The organism is Aromatoleum evansii (genome assembly GCF_012910805.1).
GTDB lineage: Bacteria > Pseudomonadota > Gammaproteobacteria > Burkholderiales > Rhodocyclaceae > Aromatoleum > Aromatoleum evansii.
This window is the reverse complement of the sequence record NZ_WTVK01000023.1, coordinates 23,783-45,750: the sequence shown is the minus strand read 5'-3', so window position 1 is coordinate 45,750 and position 21,968 is coordinate 23,783. Positions and strand designations below refer to the sequence as shown.

Below are 21,968 nucleotides of genomic sequence, written 5' to 3'. Positions count from 1 at the left end.
ATCGCTGCCGGCCACGGTGGCGTCTGTCGTCGGGGTAGCGTCTCCTCCACCCTTCGTTGAGGATGAAGTGTATTGAACTCTTGTATAAGACTGAATACCCTGTCAGGTCAATTGATCTTTTACTAAAAGTATAAAATGGATGCATTCAAGCAGGTCGAAACCTTTGTCAGTGTCGCGACCAAGGGGAGCCTCTCGGCTGCCGCCCGGGCGGAGGGGGTCACCCCCGCGGTGATTGGTCGCCGGCTCGATGCGCTGGAGCAGCGCCTGGGTGTCAAGCTGGTGACGCGCACGACGCGCAGTATCTCGCTCACCTTCGAGGGCGCGGCCTTCCTCGAGGATTGCCAGCGCATCCTCAACGACCTCGCCAATGCGGAGGCGTCCGTGAGCCTGGGGGGGGTGAAGGCGAGCGGCCACATCCGGGTATCGGCGCCGGCCGGCTTCGGTCGGCTGCACGTCGCGCCGCTGTTGCGCGAGTTCCTGGAGATGAACGCGGATGTGTCCTGCACGCTGGACCTCACCGATCGCGTCGTCGATCTGGTGAATGAAAGCATCGACTGCGCGATCCGCATCGGCGAGCTGCCGGATTCCAGCCTGGTGTCGATCCGCCTCGCGGACAACCGGCGTGTGGTGGTCGCCAGTCCTGCCTATCTTGCGCGTCACGGCTCGCCCGTGGCGCCGCCGGATCTTGCGTCGCACAATTGTCTTTCGCTCGGCCAGCAGCGCGGGTGGCTATTCTGCGGCGAGAAGGGCGAGACGATCGCGGTGAAGGTGAGCGGGCGGCTCGAATGCAACGACGGGGCGGTGCTGCATCAGTGCGCGCTGGCTGGCGACGGGCTGGCGTGGCGTTCGCTGTGGGAAGTGGATGCCGACCTGCGGGCCGGGCGCCTGGTGACGGTGCTCGACGAGTTCGCCACGCCGACGATGGGGATCTACGCGGTGTTCCCGCAGCGCAAGCGGCTTGCGCTACGGGTGCGCCTGTTCATCGACCATCTGAAGAACCATTACGGCAGCCCGGACTACTGGGTGTCCTCGCCTCCGACGATCACTGCACCGTCGATCGCCGGGAGAGCGGCCTGACCGGACTTCAGGCGGCCTGCCTGAGCTCGCGCGCGAGCGCCTTGTCGGTCTTCATGATGTGGTTGACCAGCCAGTCGCGCAGGAAGCTCAGCAGCTCGGACGACAGCGCATGCCCCGCGTCGAAGCGGGCCTTGTGCGCGAGCACGTCCTCGACGAGCTTCTTGTGCTGCTGCTGGTGGCGGAAGAAGTCGGGGTAGTTCGCCTTCTTCATCAGATCCTCCTCGAAGCCGAAGTGGAACGCGGTATAGCGGACCAGTTCGTCGAGAACTGCGCCAATCGCGCTGCGTTCATCGCCCCGCTGCATCGCGGCGTTCACGGCGTTGGCGAGTTCGATCAACTTGCGGTGCTGCGCGTCGATGTCCGCGTGGCCGGTCGCCAGTGCGCCGTTCCACGTCATCACCGGTGCGACCGCGGCGCGACCGGTGCTTTTCGCGGGCTCCAGCGCGCCGCCGAGGTGCGTGAAGAAGCCCAGCCGCCGCAGCAGGCTGGTCGAATGCGTCTCGAGCTTGGCGGCGGTGCCGGAGGTCTCGCGGATGATCGCTTCGGTCTTCTCCGCCGCTGCAATCATGTTCGCGACGCCCTGCACGATCTCCTTTGCTTCCGAGCTTTCCTTGGCCGTCGCGGCGGCGAGTTCGCTGATCTTCTTCAGCGCGTCGTGCGACTGGTTCTTGATCCGACGCAGCATGTCCGCGGCGTGCTGCGCTTCTTCGACGCCGGTTTGCAGCTCGGGGGAGATCTCGGCCATCTGGGTCACCGCGGCACTCGTGTCGGACTGGATGGTGCCGATCATGCGCGTGATCTCGGCGGTCGCGGTCGCCGTGCGCTCGGCGAGCTTGCGAACCTCGTCCGCAACCACGGCGAAGCCGCGGCCCTGTTCGCCCGCTCGAGCGGCCTCGATGGCGGCGTTGAGGGCGAGCAGGTTGGTCTGGTCCGCAATCTCGGCGATGATCCTTGCAATGCCCCCGATCTCGCGCACGCTCGCGACCAGCGATTCGATCTGAGCGGCCGAGGTCGTCACGGACTGCACGATCCGGGTCATCTTCTCGGAGGCGCGGCCGACGAATTGCTCGCCGCTTAGTGACAACTCGGCGACGTCGCGCGAGTCGGCTTCGGTGTCGGCTGCAAGCTGGGAAACGAGCGCGATGTTGCGGTCGATCTCGTGGATCGCGGTGGCGACCTCATGGTTCGTGCTGGCCTGCATCTGCAGTGTGAGCGCCATCTCGGTCGTCTGTCCGGACATGCGCCGCACGTTGGCGGCCAGTTCCTGCGCGTCACGCGCTACGTCGTCGATCACGCCGCGCAGCGTGTGCTGAGCGGTTGCCGCGTGTCCCGAGATGCTGTCGGCGGATGCGCCGCCATTTGCGGCCTCGGCGAGCCGGCCGCCCGACAAACCGTTCAGCAGCGCTACGACATGCGGCAGATCGCCTCCGAGCCGGCGCAGCGCCAGCGCCCGCGCGGCAATGAGGACCCCGCCGTACACGAGGCCGAGCATCAGGACAATGGCGGCAGCGTACGGCGCAAGTGCCGGAATGAAGTGCAGGCTCGCCGCCGTTGCGGAACTCAGCACGACAGCGAGGATTGCGGGAAACAGCAGGCAGGTGCCGATTTGCGGGGTCTTCGCCATTGCGCTCGATCCGGGTCCGAGGTTGGTAACATAATGTTACTACGGCAGTATATCTTTGGTTATACCCATGTCGTCGACCCCGTATTTACCCCATGTTGTTTGGCGTTTCGGGGTACTTGTACGATCCGGGACCATGGGGTATATTCCCGGCTCTTCGCCGTTGTAGCTCAGTTGGTAGAGCAACTGATTCGTAATCAGTAGGTCGAGTGTTCGATTCACTTCAACGGCACCATCGATTCAGGCAACAGGCCAGTCCTCCGGGGCTGGCCTTTTGCTTTTCGGCTGTCGAAATGCCTGCGGATCGCTAGATCCTCATGCAGTTCTGCCCGAACTCCGAGTGGCCGCGCCGACGATCCGCGGACCAGACAGGCGTTACCATGGAGCCATTCGTCATCGCGTTCGATGGCGATCATTACCGATTCGAGTGGGGGCAGGAATGCTTGGAGACTGCGAGCGCGAGCTCACGCATACGCGCCAGATCACGTGCCACGCCTATCGCCGCAAGGACGGCCTGTGGGAAATCGAGGCGACGGTGGTGGACGAAAAAGGTGAGGACGTCCCGTTCCGCTCCCGCAAGCCGGTGCACGCGGGCGAGTTCATGCACCACATGGGCATCAATTTCCTGATCGACGACAATTTCACGATCCTCGACGTACGGGCCGCGATGCAGGTGACGCCGTGGTCGGCGTGCCCTGAAGCGGTGGATGCCTACCGCGGCCTGATCGGGTTGCAGATCGGGCCGGGCTTCGGGCGGAAGATTCGCGAACGCATCGGCAGCGAACGGGGATGCGCGCATCTTACCGACCTCATCACGCAGGTCGGCAATACCTACACCCAGGCCTCGTGGCCCGAGCGCATGGCGCGGCAGGTCGCGATCGACCCGGATCCGCGGCGCTGGCCGGATTCGCGCGCGTTGGCCTTTGTCGGCGAGTGCCTCGCGTGGAAGCGCGACGGCGACGCGCTGCGGCAGGAATATCCGGAACTCGCGGACGATTGAGGCTGTGTCGGCGGGAGCGACCGGCGGCACGGGAGCATGACCGCGCCGTGAGTTGCCTCGACAGTGCCGAATCGGCGGGCTACGCTGAACGAGTTGCGGCGGACCCGCCGCAGAGCCTCCGATCAAGAGGAGCCCGCTGCCGACACGAACGCCAGAATCGTCCGGGACCGTGGTCGCGCTGCGCCCGGACCGCGAAGTCCTCACGCGGCAGAGGCTGCCATATTTCGTCGGGATCTCTGGCGAGACGGCCGGCAGCCGCGGGCTGTCCATGCATATCGTGGTCATTCCGCCGGGCGGGGTCGCAGCGCCGCACCGGCATCGCGGTTACGAGACCGCGATCTATGTGCTCGAGGGGCGGGTCGAGACGCGGTTCGGGCCCGGCCTGCGCGAGCGGGTCGTGAGCGGCGCGGGGGAGTTCCTGTTCATCCCGCCGGACGTCCCGCATCAGGCCTGCAATCTCAGCGACACCGATCCGGCGAGGGCGGTCGTCGCACGCAACGATCCGGCGGAGCAGGAGAACGTCGTGCCCTACGACCCCGCCGAAGATTCCGGCGCGGACGGCGGCTGAGCCGGTTCCGGGCCGGGTCGCGTCGCGAAATGTGACGGGGTGGTGAGGGGCCGTCTGAGTTCCGGCGGGGGGCGATTGCCGCTCACCGAGCTCTGCGCAGGGACGCGTTTCGCGGCCTGCTTGAGGAGTGACGGCACTCGGGGGACCCTTGGCGGTGATCTGCGGGATCCGGGATGGCACGGAAAGGGTGAGCTCGGCTCAGGCGACTTTCCGGGGCCGCGCTTGAGGCGCTTCGAGTGCATCGTCGCCGTCCGGGCGCCGAAGGCGTACGTCGCCGTTCAGATGGAGGGTCTGGGTCGGGAAGGCGAATTCGAGGCCGCGCGCGGAAAATTCTCGCACGAGGCGGAGGTTGATCGCCTGCTGCGCGTCCATGTAGCGCAGGATGTCAGGCTGCTCGACGTAATACACGACCTCGAAGTCGAGTGAGGAGGGGCCGAAGCACTTGAAGTGGGCTCGGTCAAAGCGCAGTCCGTCCTGATCCTCGATTGCGTTGCGGATCAGGGCGGGGATCGCTTCCAACTCGTCGGGCGGCGTGTCGTAGGTGAGGCCGAGCATGAACGCCACACGTCGTTCCTGCATGCGCTTGTAGTTGCGGATGCGGCTGCCGAGGAGGTCGTTGTTGGAGAATACGATTTGCTCGCCGCTCAGGCTGCGGATGCGGGTGGTCTTTAGGCCGACGTGTTCGACGGTACCCATCAGGTCGTCCACGATGATGAAATCGCCGATCACGAAAGGCTTGTCGATGGCGATCGATAGCGAGGCGAACAGATCGCCAAGGATATTCTGCACGGCCAGCGCGATCGCCACGCCGCCAATCCCCATGCTTGCGACCAGGACGGTGACGTTGAGGCCCATGTTGTCGAGAATCATCAGCAGCACCAGCGCCCACAGCACGATGCGACCGATGAAGGACAGCAGCGAACGGGTCGTCGCGCGCGCGCCCTCTTCGGTGGCCGTATCGGCAGCGAAACGCCAGCCCAGCCAGAAGTCGAGCCCGCGATTGGCCCACATTCCCGCCTGCAGCAGCAAGAGGGCAACGAAGCCACGGTCGACGGCGACATCGAAAGCGGCGGGCAGGGTCAGCAGCTGGGTCGCCACGTACAACGCGATAGCGGCGGCCAGCAGGACGCGGGTCGCCGACACGATTCCGAGCAGCAGGGTGACGAGGTTGCTGTCGTTCGCGGCAAGGCGCTTGCGCAGGCGGCGCAGCAGCACGCCGCGCACAGTGTGCAGGATCAGCATGCAGGTGGCGATCGCCAGCAATGCGATCGCCCAGTCCTGAGGGCTGTTATCGTTCAGCAATTGACGGACGAGATTCATGGGTGGGGAGGCTCCGGCTGAGTGTCGTCGAGATCGGGCGTCTGCACCTCGGCCGGTGGGAAATCGTCCAGCGGTCCGAGTGCGCTGCGGTCCCGATGGAACAGTGGCGGGCTCGTGAGGTAGGCGATGAGCAGGCGCGCGAGTGCGTCGAGTGAATCGATATGAACCCGCTCGTGGCCGTGCGAGGCGTCCAGCCCGAAGCACACCAGCGCGGTGCGGATGTCGTTGCCGGCCTCGATGGCGGCCGCTGCATCGCTGCGGTAGAAGCGGAAGACGTCGCGCGAATGCTCGATGCCTTCGCTGGCGCATAGTTCGAGCAGGCGTCGCGTGAGGTGCCAGTCGAAGGGGCCGCTGGAGTCCTGCATCGAGATCGTGACGCCGTATTCGCTGGTGTATTGCCCCTGCGCGACGGTGCCGTTGTCGATGGAGATGAGCTCCGCGACGTCGCCGTGCAGCACGTGCGAGGCGCCGACGCCGATTTCCTCGGAGATGGTGAACAGCGGGAAGCAGTCGACGGGCAGCTTGACGCCGCTCTCGCGGATCGCCCGCAGCGCGGCGAGGATGGCTGCCACGCCGGCCTTGTCGTCGAGGTGGCGGGCGTTGATGAAGCCTTCGGGGCCGAACTCGGGATTCGAATGCACTGAGATGGTGTCGCCGACGTGAATGCCGAGGGCGCGCGTTTCGGCCTCGCTCGCGGTGCGGGCGTCGACGCGAAGCTCGAGGTTGTCCCAGCTGACCGGCTGGGTGTCGATCTCCTTGTTGAAGGTGTGTCCCGAGGCCTTGGCGGGCAGCAGGGTGCCGCGGTGGATGACGCAATTGTCCGAGTAAATGGTCACGCGCGCGCCTTCGGCAAAACGCGAGGACCAGAAGCCGATGGGCACGACTTGCAGGCGGCCGTTCGGCTTGTAGCCCTTGACCATCGCGCCGAGGGTGTCGAGGTGGGCGACCACGGCGCGCGCCGGGGTGCGCTGGCGGCCCTTGAGGCACGCGCGGATCGCGCCGCGGCGGGTGAGCTCGTAGGGGATGCCCAGTGCATCGAGCTCGCTGCAGGCCACATGCACGACCGCATCGGTCATGCCCGAGGGGCTGGGGGTGTTGAGAAGCCGGGCCAGAACCTCTTGCAGGTAGTCGCGGTCAGGGTGCATGCATTCTCCGTTCCGGTTCTTCGCGCGTTGCGCTGCGGGTTTGCGGGAAGAGGAGGTCGATGAAGCGCTCGGCGGTCGGCTGCGGCTCGTGGTTGGCGAGGCCGGGACGTTCGTTGGCTTCGATCACGACGTATTCGGGCCGGTCCGGCGCGGTGACCATGAAGTCGAAGCCGACGAGGGGGATCTCCAGCGCGCGGGACGCGCGTTCGGCGGCCTCCTTGAGTGCGGGGTGCAGTGCCGCGGTGACGTCGTGGATCGTGCCGCCGGTGTGCAGGTTTGCGGTCTTGCGCACCTGGATGTGGCGGCCGGCCTCGGGGACGTCGTCCAGCGCGTAGCCCTGCGCTTTCAGGCAGCGCCGCGTTTCGTCGTCGAGCGGGATGCGGCTCTCGCCGGCGGTGGCGAGCTGGCGGCGGCGGCTTTGTTTCTCGATGAGCCGTTGCAGCGTGTGCCGACCGTCGCCGACCACGGTGGCCGGGCGGCGGGTGGCAGCGGCGACGACCTGGTGGTCGATGACGATGATGCGCAGGTCGTCACCGGCGACCATCTGCTCGACGATGACGTGCTCGCAGAATTTCCGCGCCGCTTCGATGGCGGAGTGCACCTCGGCAAGCGTGGCGAGGTCGACGCGCACCCCCTGGCCCTGTTCGCCGCGGGCGGGCTTGACGACGACGCGGCCGTGGCGCGCAAGAAAGGCGGCGACGGCATCCTCCTCGTCGGCTGCGATCTGTTCCGGCACGGCGACGCCTGCGTCGGCCAGGATGCGCAGCGTGACGCGCTTGTCGTCGCAGCGGCTCATCGCGATCGCCGAGGTCAGTTCGGACAGGGATTCGCGGCAGGTGATGCTGCGCCCGCCGAGATTGAGCCGGAAGAAGCCGTGCTCGGCGTCCAGCACCTCGACGCCGATGCCGCGCCGGCGCGCCTCGCGCACGATGATTCCGGCGTAGATGTTGAGATCCTCGGCGGGGTCCGGGCCGAGGAAAAGCGGCTCGTTGATCGGGTTCTTGTTCTTCACGCAGTAGACGGGTACACGCACGAAGCCCAGCTTCTCGTAGAGCGCGATGGCCTGCGCGTTGTCGTGCAGCACCGAGAGGTCGAGGAAGCTGCGTCCGCGTTTGCGGTACAGCGTGGCCAGTGCTCGCACCAGCGCCTCGCCGATGCCGGGGTGGTTGCACTGCACGTCGACGGCCAGTGCCCACAGGCTCGCGCCGCCGTCCGGGTCGTGAAAGGCGCGCACGTGGTCTATGCCGGTGACGACGCCCAGAATGGTCTCGCCATCGGCATCCTCGGCGATGAGCAGGTCGATCTCGTCGCGTTCGTGTAGGCCGGCGAAGAAGGCGCGCGGCGGCGGCACCATGCGGCGCGCCTGATAGATGCGCCGCATGGTGGCAGCATCGTCGGGGCGCGCGCCGCGTATCGTCCAGCCGTCCGCCTCGGGTGCTTCGATCGAAGGGTTCAGCGCGAGGCGGAAGGTGTAGGACGGGTCGATGAAGAGTTCCTGCGGGGCGAAGGACACCACCACCTGCGGATCGCGTAGGTACAGCGCGATGTCGCGCCGGCCCGGCTGTTCGCGGCGGATCGTTTCGGCCAGCGCCTGCGGGTCGGCGAAGGTCTGGCCGAAGATCAGGCGCCCCCAGCCGCAATCGACGATGGCTTCGCTCTCCATCGTGGCGTGCATGGACAGGTCGGCGGGACTCTCCCAGTGGCGCAATGACATCATGTGGGTGGGGTCGAGCGGATTGCGTTCGTTCGCGACGTTCATCGTGCCTCCTTTCTGCTCAGATGCCATGCGCCTGCAGCCACAGTTCGAGCAGCGCGACCTGCCACAGCTTGGAGCCGCGTAGCGGCGTGATGTGACGGTCGGGCGCGGCCAGCAGCTGGTCGATGTAGGCGGGGCGGAAAAGCCCGCGCTCGCGAGCGGCCGGGCCGTGCAGCGCTTCCTTGACCCACTCCAGCGTCGGGCCCGAGAGGTATTTGAGGGTCGGCACGGGGAAGTAACCCTTGGGGCGGTCGATGATGTCGCGCGGGAGCACGCGCCGTGCAATCGCCTTGAGGATGCCCTTGCCGTCGTCGGCGAGCTTGTCTGCGGCGGGGAGGCGGGCGGCGAGCTCGACGAATTCGTGATCCAGGAACGGCACGCGCGCCTCCAGACCCCAGGCCATGGTCATGTTGTCGACGCGCTTGACGGGGTCGTCGACGAGCATCACCGTGGCATCGATGCGCAAGGCCTTGTCCAGGGGGGTTTCGGCACCCGGCCGTGCGAAGTGGCGGGCGATGAAATTGCGGCTCGCACCGGGGCTCGCATAGGCTTCGACGACGGTGCGCAGGTATTCGTCCTCGTCGCGGTCGAAGAAGACCCGGGCGTAGTCGGCGACCGCGTCCCGGCTTTGCGCCAGCGGCGGATACCAGTGGTAGCCTGCGAGCACCTCGTCGGCCCCCTGGCCGCTCTGCACCACCTTGACGTGCTTCGAGACTTCCTTCGACAGGAGGTAGAAGCCGATGTTGTCGTAGCTCACCATCGGCTCGGACATCGCGTGGATGGCGTCCGGCAGGTTGGCGAGCAGCGTCGTGCCGTCGACGCGGATCTTGTGGTGCCGGGTGCCGAATTCCTTCGCAACGAGGTCGGAGTACTTGAACTCGTCACCGTGTTCGCCGTTGGCTGCTTCAAAGCCGATGGAGAAGGTGTTGAGGTCCTTCTGGCCGGCGCGGGCCAGCATTGCGACGATGAGGCTGGAGTCGACACCCCCCGAAAGCAGCACGCCGACGGGCACATCCGCCACCATGCGGCGCTCGACGGCCTTTTCCAGCGCGAGTTGCAGCATGCGCTCGCGCTCCTTGTAGGGCGTGTCGACGAGTGCGCTATCGGTCGCGAAGGGCGGATTCCAGTAACACATGTCATTGCGGCGCCCGTCCGCCTCGAACACCGCGATGGTCGCCGGTGGCAACTTGCGCACGCCGCGCAGCATGGTGTGTGGGGGCGGCACCACGGCGTGCCACATCAGATAGTGTTCCAGTGCGACGGGGTCGATGCGGGTGTCAACGTCGCCTGCAGCGAGAATTGCCGGCAAGGTCGAGGCGAAACGTAGACGCTTGCCGTCGGCCGATTCGGACAGGTATAGCGGCTTGATGCCGAAGCGATCGCGCGCCATGACGACGCGGCCGCTGTCGCGCTCCCAGATGGCGAAGGCGAACATGCCGTGCAGGCGCGCGACGCAGCCGAGACCCCAGCGCCGATAGGAGCGCAGCAGCACCTCGGTGTCGCCGTCGGAGAAGAAGCGCTCGCCTTCCTGTTCGAGTTCGGCGCGCAGTTCGCGGTAGTTGTAGATGCAGCCGTTGAACACCAGCGTGAGCCCGAGATCGGCAGCCACCATCGGTTGCTGGGCACGTTCGCTGAGGTCGATGATCTTGAGGCGGCGGTGGGCCAGCGCGATGCGGCCCTGCTGAAACGCGCCGCCGGCATCGGGACCACGCGGGCGCAGGGTGTCGGCCATTCGGCCCACGGCGGAAGCATCCGCTTCCGTTTGGTCGAAGCGGATTTCTCCGGCAATTCCACACATGGAATCGTCTCCTCTGACTGTTCGAGGGACGTTCAATGTTATTGGACAAAATATATGTGTGCAAATTTAAATCCCTGCCCGGCTCCCGGTTGATAGGGCACCGCCCTTGTGCGCGGACCTGCACCAGTCCGGTGCGGGTGCATTCACCCGCGGCTCTGCTATGGTGGTAAGTGTCTGTAATCGCGGGGTTGAGCCCGTTTGGCACAGTCCTCGCTGATATGCGACACACGTGTATGGATCGAAACAACATGACGCCGACGTTCTACGATGAAATGCACACCTCGGCCGCGGACATTCGCCCTCACTATGTTCCGTTCGAGAACTGGGCGCGTGCGTTGCAGCCGGGCGTGATGGCGCGCAAGCGGGCCGAGGCGGACCTCGCGTTCCGTCGCCTCGGCATTACCTTCGCCGTGTATGGCGAGGAGGCCGGCACCGAGCGGCTGATTCCCTTCGACACCATCCCGCGCATCATCCCCAATGCGGAATGGAAGACGCTGCGCGCCGGACTCAAGCAGCGTGTGAAGGCGCTGAACATGTTCCTGGGCGACATCTACAATGGACAGGACATCCTGCGCGCGGGCCGCATCCCCGCCGACGAGGTGCTCAACAACGCGCAGTTCCGCCCGGAGATGAAGGGCTTCAAGGTGCCCAACGGCATCTATGCGCACATCGCGGGCGTGGACATCGTGCGCGCGGGGGCGGGGGAGTTCTACGTGCTGGAGGACAACCTGCGCGTGCCCTCGGGCGTGTCCTACATGCTGGAGAACCGCAAGATGATGATGCGGCTCTTCCCCGAGCTCTTCGCGCAGCAGAAGATCGCGCCGGTCGAGCACTACCCCGATCTGTTGCTGGAGACGCTGCGTGCGGTGGCGCCGGCCGGCGTGGATGATCCGACGGTGGTGGTGATGACGCCGGGGGCATTCAACTCGGCCTACTTCGAGCATTCCTTCCTCGCCCAGCAGATGGGCGTCGAGCTCGTCGAAGGCCGCGACCTGTTCATCGACCACGATGCCGTCTACATGCGCACGACCTGCGGTCCGAAGCGCGTGGACGTGATCTATCGCCGCATCGACGACGACTTCCTCGATCCTCAGGTCTTCCGGCCGGATTCGATGCTGGGCGTGCCGGGCCTGCTGAAGGCTTACCGCGCCGGGCGCGTGACGCTGTGCAATGCGATCGGCACGGGCGTCGCGGACGACAAGTCGATCTACCCCTATGTCGGCGAGATGGTGCGCTTCTACCTCGGCGAGGAGCCGATCCTCAACAACGTGCCCACCTGGCGCTGCCGCGAGAAGGACGACCTGCGCTACGTGCTGGCGCATCTGCCGCAGCTCGTCGTGAAGGAGGTGCACGGCGCGGGCGGCTACGGCATGCTGGTCGGGCCGGCGGCGACCAAGGCCGAGATCGAGCAGTTCCGCGCGGTGCTCACCGCGCACCCGGACAAGTACATCGCGCAGCCGACGCTGGCGCTGTCGACCTGCCCGACCTACGTCGACAGCGGCATCGCGCCGCGCCATATCGACCTGCGGCCCTTCGTGCTCTCGGGCAAGGAGGTTTCGCTGGTGCCGGGCGGGCTCACGCGGGTGGCGCTGCGGGAGGGCTCGCTGGTGGTCAATTCCTCGCAGGGCGGCGGAACCAAGGACACCTGGGTGCTGGAGAACGGCCATGCCGAACCGCATCGCTGAGTCCTGCCGTCTTCGCCCCCCGACCACGACCGCCGCGCCGGAGCCCCGATCATGCTGAGCCGTACCGCCGATCACCTCTACTGGATGGCCCGTTATTCCGAACGCGCGGAGAATCTCGCGCGCCTGCTGGACGTCAATTATCAGATGTCGCTCGTGCCGCACGACGCGGAGACCGAGCGCAGCAGCTGGAACGCGATCATCGCGCTGAACAGCCTCGAATACGCCTACGCGAAGCGGCACGACGAGGTCACCGCGACGAAGGTGCTGCATTTCATGGTGCGCGACGAGACGCATCCGTCGTCGATCTACAGCTGCCTGCGTGCGGCGCGCGAGAATGCCCACGCGGTGCGCGGCACGCTCACCGCGGAGATGTGGGAGACGATCAACGAGACCTGGCTGCAGCTGCGCGACCAGAGTTTCGCCGAGATCCATTCGGGCGGTATCGCGGCCTTCTTCGACTGGGTGAAGCAGCGCGCGTCGCTGCTGCGCGGGGCGATGTTTGGCACGATGCTGCGCGACGAGGCCTTCCAGTTCATTCGGCTAGGGGCCTTGCTCGAGCGCGCCGACAACACCGCGCGCATCCTCGACGTGAAGTATCACGGCCTGCCCGGCGCGCAGCAGAGCCAGGGAGACGACCTCGTAGATGCCAACGATTTCTACCACTGGGGCGCACTGCTGCGCTCGGTGTCGGCCTTCGAGGTGTATCGAAAGGTCTATCGCGACGTGATCACGCCCGAGCGCGTCGCCGAACTGCTGATCCTGCGCGAGGATCTGCCACGTGCGCTGCATTCGTGCATGCAAGGGGTGGTCGAGATCCTGGACAAGGTGCGCAACAGCCGCTCCGACGAGACCGTGCGCCGCGCCGGCCAGCTGTACGCGACGCTGCGTTACGGCCGCATGGACGACATCTTCGAGCGCGGGCTGCACGCGTGGCTGGACGATTTCATCGACTCGATCGGTGACCTGAGCGTGCGCATCAGCGAGGACTTCCTCGTCGGCGCCTGAGCCGGGCGGGGGAAGCGTGTGAGCCGCCGCGGCGGGAGCCCTCCGGCCGCGGCACCAAGCGAGCAAATGCCATGACCTACTGTGTCGCGATGCGCCTCGAAAAGGGGCTGGTGTTCCTGTCCGACTCGCGCACCAACGCGGGCGTCGACCACATCAACACGTTCCGCAAGATGCGCGTCTGGCAGCGTCCGGGCGAGCGTGTGGTCGTGATGTGCACGTCCGGCAACCTGTCGGTGAGCCAGTCGGTGGTGAACATCATCAGCGAGCGGCTCGCGCTCACCGATTCGGCCAACCTCTTCAACGCGCCCAACATGTTCGAGGTGGCGCGCCACGTCGGCGAGGTCGTGCGCGAGGTGCACCGGCGCGATGCCGACGCGCTGCACGAGTTCGGTGTCGAATTCAACGCTTCGCTGATCGTCGGCGGCCAGATCTTCGGCGAGGCGCCGCGGCTCTTCAACGTCTATGCGGCGGGCAACTTCATCGAGGCCACCGAGGACACCCCCTACATCCAGATCGGCGAATCGAAGTATGGCAAGCCGATCATCGACCGCGTGCTGCGGTACGGCTCCACGCTCGCCGACGCCGCCAAGTGCGCGCTGGTGTCGATGGATTCGACGATCCGCTCGAATCTGTCGGTGGGCCTGCCGCTCGACCTGTGCGTCATCGAGCGCGACGCGCTGACCGTCAAGTCGCACATCTCGGTCAACCTGGACCACGCCTACTACGCACAGATCCGAAGCCAGTGGGGCGAGCGGCTGCGCGAGGCCTTCGCCGAACTGCCGAACCCGGACTGGCTGTGAGCGCGCCGCGTCGCAGCGGACCGCCCGGCCTCTACAACAAGATCACATCCCCGAACGTCGCCGGCGGCTCGTCCGGCGACGCCCCGACAATCCGCGGAGATCCAGCGTGTCGATCCACGTCGCCCTGAACCACGTCACCCACTACAAGTACGACCGCCCGGTCCAGCTCGGACCGCAGGTCGTGCGCCTTCGACCGTGCCCGCACAGCCGCACGCGCATCCTGTCGTATTCGCTGAAGGTGCTGCCAGCCACGCACTTCATCAACTGGCAGCAGGATCCGCAGAGCAACTATCTCGCGCGCCTCGTCTTCCCGGACAAGACGCGGGAGTTCCGCGTCGAAGTCGACCTCGTCGCCGAGATGGCGGTGCTGAACCCGTTCGACTTCTTCCTCGAACCCGAGGCCGAGGAATACCCCCTCGCGTACAACGCGGAACAGCGCATCGAGCTCGCGCCCTACCTGCACCGCATGAGCGTCGGTACGGGGCTGGGCGAACGTTTCGCGGCGTATCTGGGAGCGATTCCGCGTGACAGGCGCCGCACCGTCGACTTTCTTGTCGACCTCAACGCGCAGTTGCAGCAGGACATCGCCTACCTGATCCGCCTCGAGCCGGGCGTCCAGACACCCGAGGAAACGCTCGAGAAGGGCAGCGGCTCGTGCCGCGACTCGGCCTGGCTGCTGGTGCAGCTGCTGCGCCATCTGGGGCTCGCGGCGCGCTTCGTGTCCGGCTACCTGATCCAGCTCACCGCCGACGTGAAGTCGCTCGACGGTCCGAGCGGCCCAGAGGCCGATTTCACCGATCTGCACGCGTGGTGCGAGGTCTATCTGCCCGGCGCGGGCTGGATCGGCCTCGACCCGACCTCCGGTCTCTTCGCCGGCGAAGGCCACATCCCGCTCGCGTGCAGCCCCGAGCCCTCGTCGGCCGCGCCGGTCAGTGGCGTCATCGACGAATGCGAATGCGAATGCGATTTCGACCATGCGATGAAGGTCGAGCGCATCCGGGAGGCGCCGCGCGTCACCAAGCCCTACGCGGAAGAACAATGGGCGCGCATCGAGGCCCTGGGGCACGCGATCGATGCTGAACTCGCGGCCCACGACGTGCGCCTCACGATGGGCGGCGAGCCGACCTTCGTTGCTGTCGACGATCCCGACGGCGACGAATGGAACACCACCGCGATGGGGCCGACGAAGCGCCTGCGCGCCGCCGACCTCTACCACCGCCTGCGCGAGAAATACGGCGCGCAGGGGCTGATGCACTTCGGCCAGGGCAAGTGGTATCCCGGCGAACAGCTCCCGCGCTGGTCGTTGAACGCCTTCTGGCGCCGCGACGGCGAGCCGATGTGGCGCGACGCGGCGCTGTACGGCGACGAGCGCAATCCCGCCGGCGCCGACGCCGCCCTCGCGAACCGCTTCCTCGCCGGTGTCGCCGAGCGGCTCGCGCTCCACCCGAAATACGTGTTCGACGCCTTCGAGGACGTCTTCTACTACCTGTGGCGCGAGCGCCGCCTGCCGGCCAACGTCGATCCCTTCGATGCCCGGCTCGACGATCCGATCGAGCGCGAGCGCCTGATGCGCGTGTTCTCGCACGGCCTGTCGAACGCCGCCGGCGCCGTGCTGCCGATCGCGCGCGATGCCGCCGGACACTGGGTCAGCGGCTCGTGGTTCCTGCGCTCCGAACGCTGCTACCTGATCCCCGGCGACTCGCCGCTCGGCTACCGCCTGCCGCTCGACTCGCAACCCTGGGTGAGCAAGAGGGACTATCCCTACCTGCATCAGCCCGACCCGACGCAAGCCTTCCCGCCGCTCGCAACGCATGCCGAAGTGCGCCGTCAGCTGCGGGACCATCCGGCGCGCGCCGCGGTGGGGGAGGGCGCGGCCGCCGCAGCCATGCGCGTGCCGGGCAAGCACGAATCGGCCGCGTGGATCACGCGCACCGCGATGTGCGCGCAGGCGCGCGAAGGCACCCTGTACATCTTCATGCCGCCCACCGGCGCGCTCGACGACTACCTCGCGATCGTCGCCGCCGTCGAGGCCACCGCCGCGGCGCTCGGCCAGCCGGTCATCCTCGAAGGCTATGCGCCGCCCGCCGACCCGCGCCTCGCGCATTTCAGCATCACGCCCGACCCCGGCGTGATCGAGGTCAACATCCACCCGGCCGCCAGCTGGGACGAACTCGTCGAGCGCACCACCCACCTCTACGAGGCCGCGCGCGAGTCGCGCTTGTCGACCGAGAAATTCATGCTAGACGGGCGTCACAGCGGCACCGGCGGCGGCAACCATTTCGTGCTGGGCGGCGCGACCACCGCCGACTCGCCCTTCCTGCGCCGGCCCGACCTGCTCAGGAGCCTGATCGGCTACTGGCACAACCACCCCTCGCTGTCCTATCTCTTTTCCGGCCTCTTCATCGGCCCGACCTCGCAGGCGCCGCGCATCGACGAGGCGCGCAATGATTCGGTGTACGAGATCGAGATCGCCTTTCGCGAGCTGGAGCGGCAGATCGGCCTCAGTGGACAACACTCCGAGCAATGTCCGCCCTGGCTCGTCGACCGACTGCTGCGCAACCTGCTCATCGACGTCAGCGGCAACACCCACCGCGCCGAGTTCTGCATCGACAAGCTGTATTCGCCCGACGGCCCCGCCGGCCGCCACGGCCTGCTCGAACTGCGCGCCTTCGAGATGCCGCCGCACGCGCGCATGTCGCTCACCCAGCAACTGCTGCTGCGCGGGCTCGTCGCGCGCTTCTGGCAGCAGCCCTACGCCCCGGAGCGCCTCGTGCGCTGGGGCACGGAACTGCACGACCGCTACATGCTGCCGCACTTCGTCGAGCAGGACTTCGCCGACGTCATCGCCGAGATGAACGACTTCGGCCTGCCGATCCGGCAGGAATGGTTCGCACCGCATTTCGAGTTCCGCTTCCCCAAGGTCGGCGACTTCGCCGTGCGCGGCATCGAGGTCGAATTGCGCCACGCCCTCGAACCCTGGCACGTGATGGGCGAGGAGGGCGGTGCCGGTGCCACCGTGCGCTACGTCGACTCTTCGCTCGAGCGCCTGCAGGTCAAGGTGAGCGGCATGGCGCCGGACCGCTACGTGCTGGCGGTCAACGGCGCGGCGCTGCCCTTGCAGGCGACCGGCACCGTCGGCGAGGCGGTCGCCGGCGTGCGCTACCGCGCGTGGCAACCGGCGTCCTGCCTGCACCCGACCATCGGTGTCGATGTGCCGCTGGTGTTCGACCTCGTCGACACCTGGATGAAGCGCTCACTCGGCGGCGCGCAATACCACGTCGCCCACCCCGGCGGGCGCAGCCACGATACTTTCCCGGTCAATGCCTTCGAAGCCGAATCGCGCCGTCTTGCGCGCTTCTTCCGCATGGGCCACACGCCCGGCAGCCGTCCCCTGAATATCGAACCCGTGCGACGCAACGCGGAGTTCCCCTTCACGCTAGACTTGCGGGGAGTTCCCAAGGCCAGGTCCTGACCCCGACGATGCCGCACCAGCTGCTCTCGCTCTACGCCCGCCAGTCCGGCCGCTACGATGAAATGCTCGCGGGGGCGGAGCACTTGCGGCCTCACTGGCAGCCGCTGTTCGAGGCGCTGGACGCCTCGACACCCGACCAGATGCGCGCGCGCCAGGCCTTCGTCACCGAGCGCATCCGCGAGAACGGCACCACCTACAACGTCTATGCCGACCCGCAGGGCGCCGACCGGCCGTGGACCCTCGATCCGCTGCCCTTGATCCTCCCGGCCGACGAATGGGCGCAGATCGATGCCGCCATCGCACAGCGCGCGGATCTGCTCGATCAGGTCCTCGCCGATCTCTACGGTCCGCAGAACCTGATCCGCAGCGGCGCGCTGCCCGCCGCGCTGGTCTACGGCCACAACGGCTTCCTGTGGCCCTGCCAGGGCACGCGCCCGCCCTCGGGCCACTTCCTGCACGTCTATGCGGCTGACCTCGCGCGCTCGCCGGACGGTCGCTGGTGGGTCATCGCCGACCGTGCGCAGGGCCCCTCGGGCGCCGGCTACGCGCTCGAAAACCGCCTGATCGTCTCGCGCCTGTTCCCGGAACTTTTCCGCGACCAACGCGTGCATCACCTCGCTGACTTCTTCCGCCACCTGCAGGACAGCCTCGCGCGCTGGGCCCCCGTCGATCCCGGCGAGACGCCCTTCGTTGTGCTGCTCACGCCCGGGCCCTACAACGAGACCTACTTCGAGCAGTCCTACCTCGCGCGCTACCTCGGCTTCCCGCTCGTCGAAGGCCAGGACCTCACGGTGCGCGGCGACGCCGTGTATCTGAAGACGCTCGCCGGACTCAGGCGCGTCCACGTGATCCTGCGCCGGCTCGACGACGACTACGCCGACCCGCTCGAACTGCGCGGCGACTCCTCGCTCGGCGTGCCCGGCCTCGTCGAGGCGGCGCGTGCCGGCCGCGTGCTCATGGCCAACGCGCTGGGCAGCGGCGTCCTGGAATCCTCGGGCCTGCTCGCCTTTCTGCCCAAGCTCGCCGAACACCTCCTCGGCGAGCCGCTCGCGATGCCGGCCGTCGCCAGCTGGTGGTGCGGCGAAGCCCCAGCGCTCGACTACGTCGTCGAGCATCTCGCCGAACTCGTCATCAAGCCCGCCTATCCCTCGCAACGCATGCAGCCGGTGTTCGGGCGCGACCTCGACGCCCGCGGGCGCGCGCACTGGACCGAACGACTGCGCCATCGCCCGCACGCCTACGTCGGGCAGGAACTGGTGGAGCTGTCGCAGGCGCCGGTGATGCCCGACGCAGGCAGCCCGACCCTCGACCGCCGCGTCGTCGCGCGCGCAATCGGTGTGCGCGTCTATGCGGTCGTCACGCCCGAGGGCTGGCGCGTGATGCCCGGTGGGCTCACGCGCGTCTCCGGCAGCAGCGACGTCGACATCCTGTCAATGCAGCGCGGCGGCTCGTCGAAGGACACCTGGGTCCTGTCCAAGGAGCCGGTGAGCCAGTTCAGCCTGCTCAAGGGCGAACTCGGCGCCGGCGACATCGTGCGTGCCGGCCCCGAGATCGCCAGCCGCACCGCGGAGAACCTGTTCTGGCTCGGCCGCTACGCCGAGCGCGTCGAAAACAGTGCCCGCCTGCTGCGCTTCGCCTGCGACAGGCTCAGCGAGGAAGGCGAGGCGGCCGCAGGCGCGGCTGTACTCGGGGAAGCGGTGCGCGGCGAGGCCCGGGGCGAGCTCTTCGAGGAACCGGGCGTCCTCGTCACCGCCGTCGGCTACTGCGAACTCTTCGGCCTGCTTCCGCCCGCCAAAGAGCGGTCCGTCGCGCGCCGCCTCGTCGAAGGCGCGCTCGACGAGAACGGCCCCGCCAGCCTCGCCGCCAACCTGCGCCGCGCCGTGTGGGCTGCGACCCAGGTGCGCGACCGCCTGTCCCTCGACCACTGGCACTCCCTCAACCGCCTGCACGACATCCTGCGCCGGCAGCGCCCGGACGGCGCCGCGCCTGCCGACATCGGCGCGCTGCCCTCGACGCTGGACCGCGTGCTGCTCGGCTGCATCTCGCTGTCGGGCTTCGCGATGGACGAGATGATGCGCGACAGCGGCTGGCGCTTCCTGATCCTCGGCCGCCGCATCGAGCGCCTGCAATGTCGCAGCCGCGTCGTCGCGCATTTCCTCGAGGCCTGCGGCGGCCAGCCGGCCGGCGTCGACGCCTTGCTGGAGCTGTCCGACTGCGCCGAAGCCTATCGCCAGCGCTACCTGCGTACGCCCGACATCCTGCCGACGCTGGACCTCGTCGTGTTCGACACCGACAACCCCCATTCGGTGGCGTTCCAGACCGACATGCTGCTGCGCTACCTCGAATCGCTGCAGCGCGAATTCGCCGGGTCCCCGGCGGGCGACTACGGTATCCCCGCGTTCCGCGACGCAGTGGCCGCGCTGAACGCCTTCTCGCTGCACGAGCTCGAAACGGGGCGCCCGGGCGGCGGTGCGATCGCGCAACGCTGCACCAACTGCGCCGGCTGCAACGATCTCGCGCGACGCCTACGCACCGTGCACGACGCCTCGGCGACACTGTCCGACCGCATCGCCGAACGCTTCTTCACCCATGTCCTTCCCGCTGCGCGGGTGCTCTCGGCCTGAACATGCGCTACCACGTCCTGCACACCACCGAATACCAGTACGCGCAGGCGGTGCAGACCGCGCGGCATGTCCTGCACCTCGTTCCGCAGCCCCTGCCCTGGCAGGCGCTCGAACGGCAGTCCCTGCACATCGAACCCGAGCCGACGACGCACGTGCGCAGTGCCGACCCGTTCGGCAACCCGGTCGACCGCGTCGAGTTCGCCGCCCCGCACGACCACCTGCGCGTCGAGAGCGAACTGATCGTCGCCGTTGGGGAACGCCCCTGGCTCGCCATGCCGGGCGACGGCCCTGCCTGGGAACAGGTGCGCGACGCCCTCGACTACCATGCCGCCCCGCTCGGAGACGCCGTCGCCGACGCCCAGCGCATGCGCTTCGAATCGCCCGGCGTGCGCGTCAAGCGCGAACTCGAAGAGTACGCAGCCGCCTCGTTCGCCCCCGGCCGCCCGGTGATCGACGCCGCCCGCGACCTCATGCGCCGCATCCACGCCGAGTTCCGCTACGACCCCGAAGCCACCGAAGTCGGCACCTCCGTCGTGGAGGTGCTGGAAAACAAGCACGGCGTCTGTCAGGACTTCGCCCACCTCATGATCGGATGCCTGCGTTCGCTGGGCCTGGCCGCACGCTACGTCTCCGGCTACCTGCGCACCGACCCTGTGCCGGGGCAGGCACGGATGACCGGCAGCGACGCCTCCCACGCCTGGGTCGCCGTGTTCGTTCCCGATACCGGCTGGATCGAATTCGACCCCACCAACGATTGCCTCGCCGACGAACGACACATCGTGCTCGCCTGGGGCCGCGACTTCGGCGACGTATCCCCTCTCCGCGGCGTCATCCAGGGCGGCGGCGAGCACACGTTGAAGGTCGGGGTCACGGTCAGCTCACAGAGTGCCGACGGCGGCGCGTGATGCGGTGAAGGCCGGAGCCAGGCTCGAGTCTCAGATCGTCGGCGCAGCCTGATCCGGCGCCCACTGCCAGAACGTCTGTCCGTAGTCGCCGCCGAGCGCGGGCATTACCTCACCCTGCCGGAAGTAGCGCCGGCTGTTGGCATTGGCCGGCGTGAGCCACCAGCCTGCTTCAGGGCACGGGAGTCCAGCGGGAACGTTTGGGCGCGGCTTCGAACCTGAGCCTTGTGTGGTAGCAATGACCTCCGCCGGCAGTTCGTCTTTCCAGTTCGGGGGGCAGTCGATGGGACCGGTCAAGTCGGTGTCCAATATGTCGTCGCCATCCCACGCATCTTCTACGGTGATACGAATGTTCTCTTGAATGCGCAGCATTTGCCCAACAAGCTCGTTCAGCCTTTGCCGTTCTCCATCAGACAGTTCTTGATATTCGTTTACTCCGGCGTAGTCCATTCCGCGGTTGAAATTGTAGGAAATGGTAGTGGTCCAGCCGGTTTCTTTTCCCGCTTTCCATGAAGTTCGTGGAATGGTTCCGGGTTTGGAGATCCGATCCAGGTTGAAGAATACTGGGCTGATCATGCCCCGGTAATCGCTAGGGTGGCGTTTTTGAAGCGCGGGATCAGACCAATGACGTTTCAAACTCGTAAGATAGTCCTCGTGAAGACGTAACAACTCCTCGTGGTACTCCTACGATCCGAATTTCTGTTTGAGCCATGCCTTGCGCAGCTGTTTTTCTGTTTCCGCTGTCATTGGTATGCGAGGTGTCGTGAGTTTTGGGGAGGAAGAACGGCCTGATCGAGCGGGGTGTTCTCGAACAGCAGGCTGTAAACATGACCGATGTTGCCGCGGCTGCCGTCCGCATTGACTACCGTGGGATCGTAGTCCCTGAAGTTGGTCGGTTTGCGGTCACTGATGAAGCCGTGCTTCTTGAGGATTTCCATCTGCTTCGGGGCGAAGTAAAGTTGTTCGGAACCTCCCGGTAGATAAAAATTGTCGGGAACAGTTCTGCCCGTGTTCGGGTCGGTGTATTCGTAACGCTGGGAGGCGGCTGGACCCTCCCAACCCTTGAGCGAAGGATTGTCGGGGTCTTTCGCCAACTCCTGCCACATTGGATGTCCTTTCGGCGGCTTCCGGAAGTAGTCTGCGCTGGTATAGCGTTCGATCAGGTAGATTTCCTGCGGGATCCGCGGTGTCATGC

At 66.8% G+C, this 21,968-nt stretch carries 17 protein-coding genes and 1 tRNA gene; 10 read left to right on the top strand and 8 right to left on the bottom strand.

The window, feature by feature from the left end:
• Window positions 1-135: 135 nt before the first annotated feature.
• A complete protein-coding gene (locus GO615_RS13430; RefSeq protein ID WP_169128834.1) occupies window positions 136-1,077 on the top strand; it encodes a LysR family transcriptional regulator in 942 nt (313 codons plus the stop codon).
• Between the two features lie 7 nt (window positions 1,078-1,084).
• Here the strand turns inward: GO615_RS13430 and GO615_RS13425 are convergent, their stop codons facing one another.
• Window positions 1,085-2,701, bottom strand: a complete 1,617-nt coding sequence (locus tag GO615_RS13425) for a bacteriohemerythrin (RefSeq protein ID WP_169128832.1) — start codon at window positions 2,699-2,701, stop codon at window positions 1,085-1,087.
• Between the two features lie 156 nt (window positions 2,702-2,857).
• On the opposite strand from GO615_RS13425, the gene GO615_RS13420 reads away from it, so the two are divergent.
• Window positions 2,858-2,933: transfer RNA gene (locus tag GO615_RS13420), tRNA-Thr, on the top strand.
• Here GO615_RS13420 and GO615_RS13415 read toward each other — a convergent pair.
• A complete protein-coding gene (locus GO615_RS13415; protein WP_169128830.1) occupies window positions 2,917-3,114 on the bottom strand; it encodes a hypothetical protein in 198 nt (65 codons plus the stop codon). The genes GO615_RS13420 and GO615_RS13415 overlap by 17 nt on opposite strands.
• Window positions 3,115-3,137: 23 nt before the next feature.
• Between GO615_RS13415 and GO615_RS13410 the strand changes: the two genes are divergently transcribed.
• Complete coding sequence (locus GO615_RS13410) at window positions 3,138-3,698, top strand: DUF2889 domain-containing protein (RefSeq protein ID WP_169128828.1); 561 nt, start codon at window positions 3,138-3,140, stop codon at window positions 3,696-3,698.
• A gap of 169 nt (window positions 3,699-3,867) precedes the next feature.
• On the top strand, window positions 3,868-4,266 hold the full coding sequence (locus GO615_RS13405; protein WP_339380029.1) for a cupin domain-containing protein: 399 nt from the start codon (window positions 3,868-3,870) through the stop codon (window positions 4,264-4,266).
• A 198-nt stretch (window positions 4,267-4,464) separates the two neighbouring features.
• Here the strand turns inward: GO615_RS13405 and GO615_RS13400 are convergent, their stop codons facing one another.
• From GO615_RS13400 to GO615_RS13385, 4 genes are read right to left on the bottom strand one after another with little or no spacing between them, the layout of a single operon-like run.
• On the bottom strand, window positions 4,465-5,586 hold the full coding sequence (locus GO615_RS13400) for a mechanosensitive ion channel family protein (RefSeq protein WP_169128826.1): 1,122 nt from the start codon (window positions 5,584-5,586) through the stop codon (window positions 4,465-4,467).
• The gene (locus GO615_RS13395) at window positions 5,583-6,731 is read right to left on the bottom strand and encodes an osmoprotectant NAGGN system M42 family peptidase (protein ID WP_169128824.1); all 1,149 of its coding nucleotides are present in this window, start codon (window positions 6,729-6,731) and stop codon (window positions 5,583-5,585) included. The genes GO615_RS13400 and GO615_RS13395 overlap by 4 nt, the downstream gene beginning before the upstream one ends.
• Window positions 6,721-8,490: an N-acetylglutaminylglutamine synthetase gene (ngg, locus tag GO615_RS13390; protein ID WP_169128822.1), complete on the bottom strand. Its 1,770-nt coding sequence runs from the start codon at window positions 8,488-8,490 to the stop codon at window positions 6,721-6,723. Before ngg ends, GO615_RS13395 begins: the two co-directional genes overlap by 11 nt.
• Before the next feature lie 16 nt (window positions 8,491-8,506).
• Window positions 8,507-10,285: an N-acetylglutaminylglutamine amidotransferase gene (locus GO615_RS13385; RefSeq protein WP_169128820.1), complete on the bottom strand. Its 1,779-nt coding sequence runs from the start codon at window positions 10,283-10,285 to the stop codon at window positions 8,507-8,509.
• A gap of 248 nt (window positions 10,286-10,533) precedes the next feature.
• Between GO615_RS13385 and GO615_RS13380 the strand changes: the two genes are divergently transcribed.
• The 6 genes from GO615_RS13380 to GO615_RS13355 all read left to right on the top strand — a co-directional run bounded on the left by GO615_RS13380 (window position 10,534) and on the right by GO615_RS13355 (window position 20,776).
• Complete coding sequence (locus GO615_RS13380) at window positions 10,534-11,970, top strand: circularly permuted type 2 ATP-grasp protein (RefSeq protein ID WP_169128818.1); 1,437 nt, start codon at window positions 10,534-10,536, stop codon at window positions 11,968-11,970.
• Between the two features lie 51 nt (window positions 11,971-12,021).
• Window positions 12,022-12,975, top strand: a complete 954-nt coding sequence (locus tag GO615_RS13375; protein ID WP_169128816.1) for an alpha-E domain-containing protein — start codon at window positions 12,022-12,024, stop codon at window positions 12,973-12,975.
• A gap of 71 nt (window positions 12,976-13,046) precedes the next feature.
• A complete protein-coding gene (locus GO615_RS13370; RefSeq protein WP_169128814.1) occupies window positions 13,047-13,775 on the top strand; it encodes a proteasome-type protease in 729 nt (242 codons plus the stop codon).
• A 106-nt stretch (window positions 13,776-13,881) separates the two neighbouring features.
• Window positions 13,882-17,247, top strand: a complete 3,366-nt coding sequence (locus GO615_RS13365; RefSeq protein ID WP_169128812.1) for a transglutaminase family protein — start codon at window positions 13,882-13,884, stop codon at window positions 17,245-17,247.
• An 8-nt stretch (window positions 17,248-17,255) separates the two neighbouring features.
• Window positions 17,256-19,871 carry a circularly permuted type 2 ATP-grasp protein gene (locus GO615_RS13360; protein ID WP_169128810.1) on the top strand — a complete coding sequence of 872 codons (2,616 nt, stop codon included), beginning with the start codon at window positions 17,256-17,258 and terminating at the stop codon, window positions 19,869-19,871.
• Window positions 19,872-19,873: 2 nt separating this feature from the next.
• Complete coding sequence (locus GO615_RS13355; RefSeq protein WP_211167096.1) at window positions 19,874-20,776, top strand: transglutaminase family protein; 903 nt, start codon at window positions 19,874-19,876, stop codon at window positions 20,774-20,776.
• A 30-nt stretch (window positions 20,777-20,806) separates the two neighbouring features.
• On the opposite strand, the gene GO615_RS13350 is transcribed toward GO615_RS13355, so the two are convergent.
• Both GO615_RS13350 and GO615_RS13345 read right to left on the bottom strand, forming a co-directional pair.
• Window positions 20,807-21,349, bottom strand: a complete 543-nt coding sequence (locus GO615_RS13350) for a hypothetical protein (RefSeq protein ID WP_169128743.1) — start codon at window positions 21,347-21,349, stop codon at window positions 20,807-20,809.
• 167 nt (window positions 21,350-21,516) lie between these two features.
• A complete protein-coding gene (locus tag GO615_RS13345; protein ID WP_169128808.1) occupies window positions 21,517-21,966 on the bottom strand; it encodes a hypothetical protein in 450 nt (149 codons plus the stop codon).
• Window positions 21,967-21,968 lie beyond the last annotated feature (2 nt).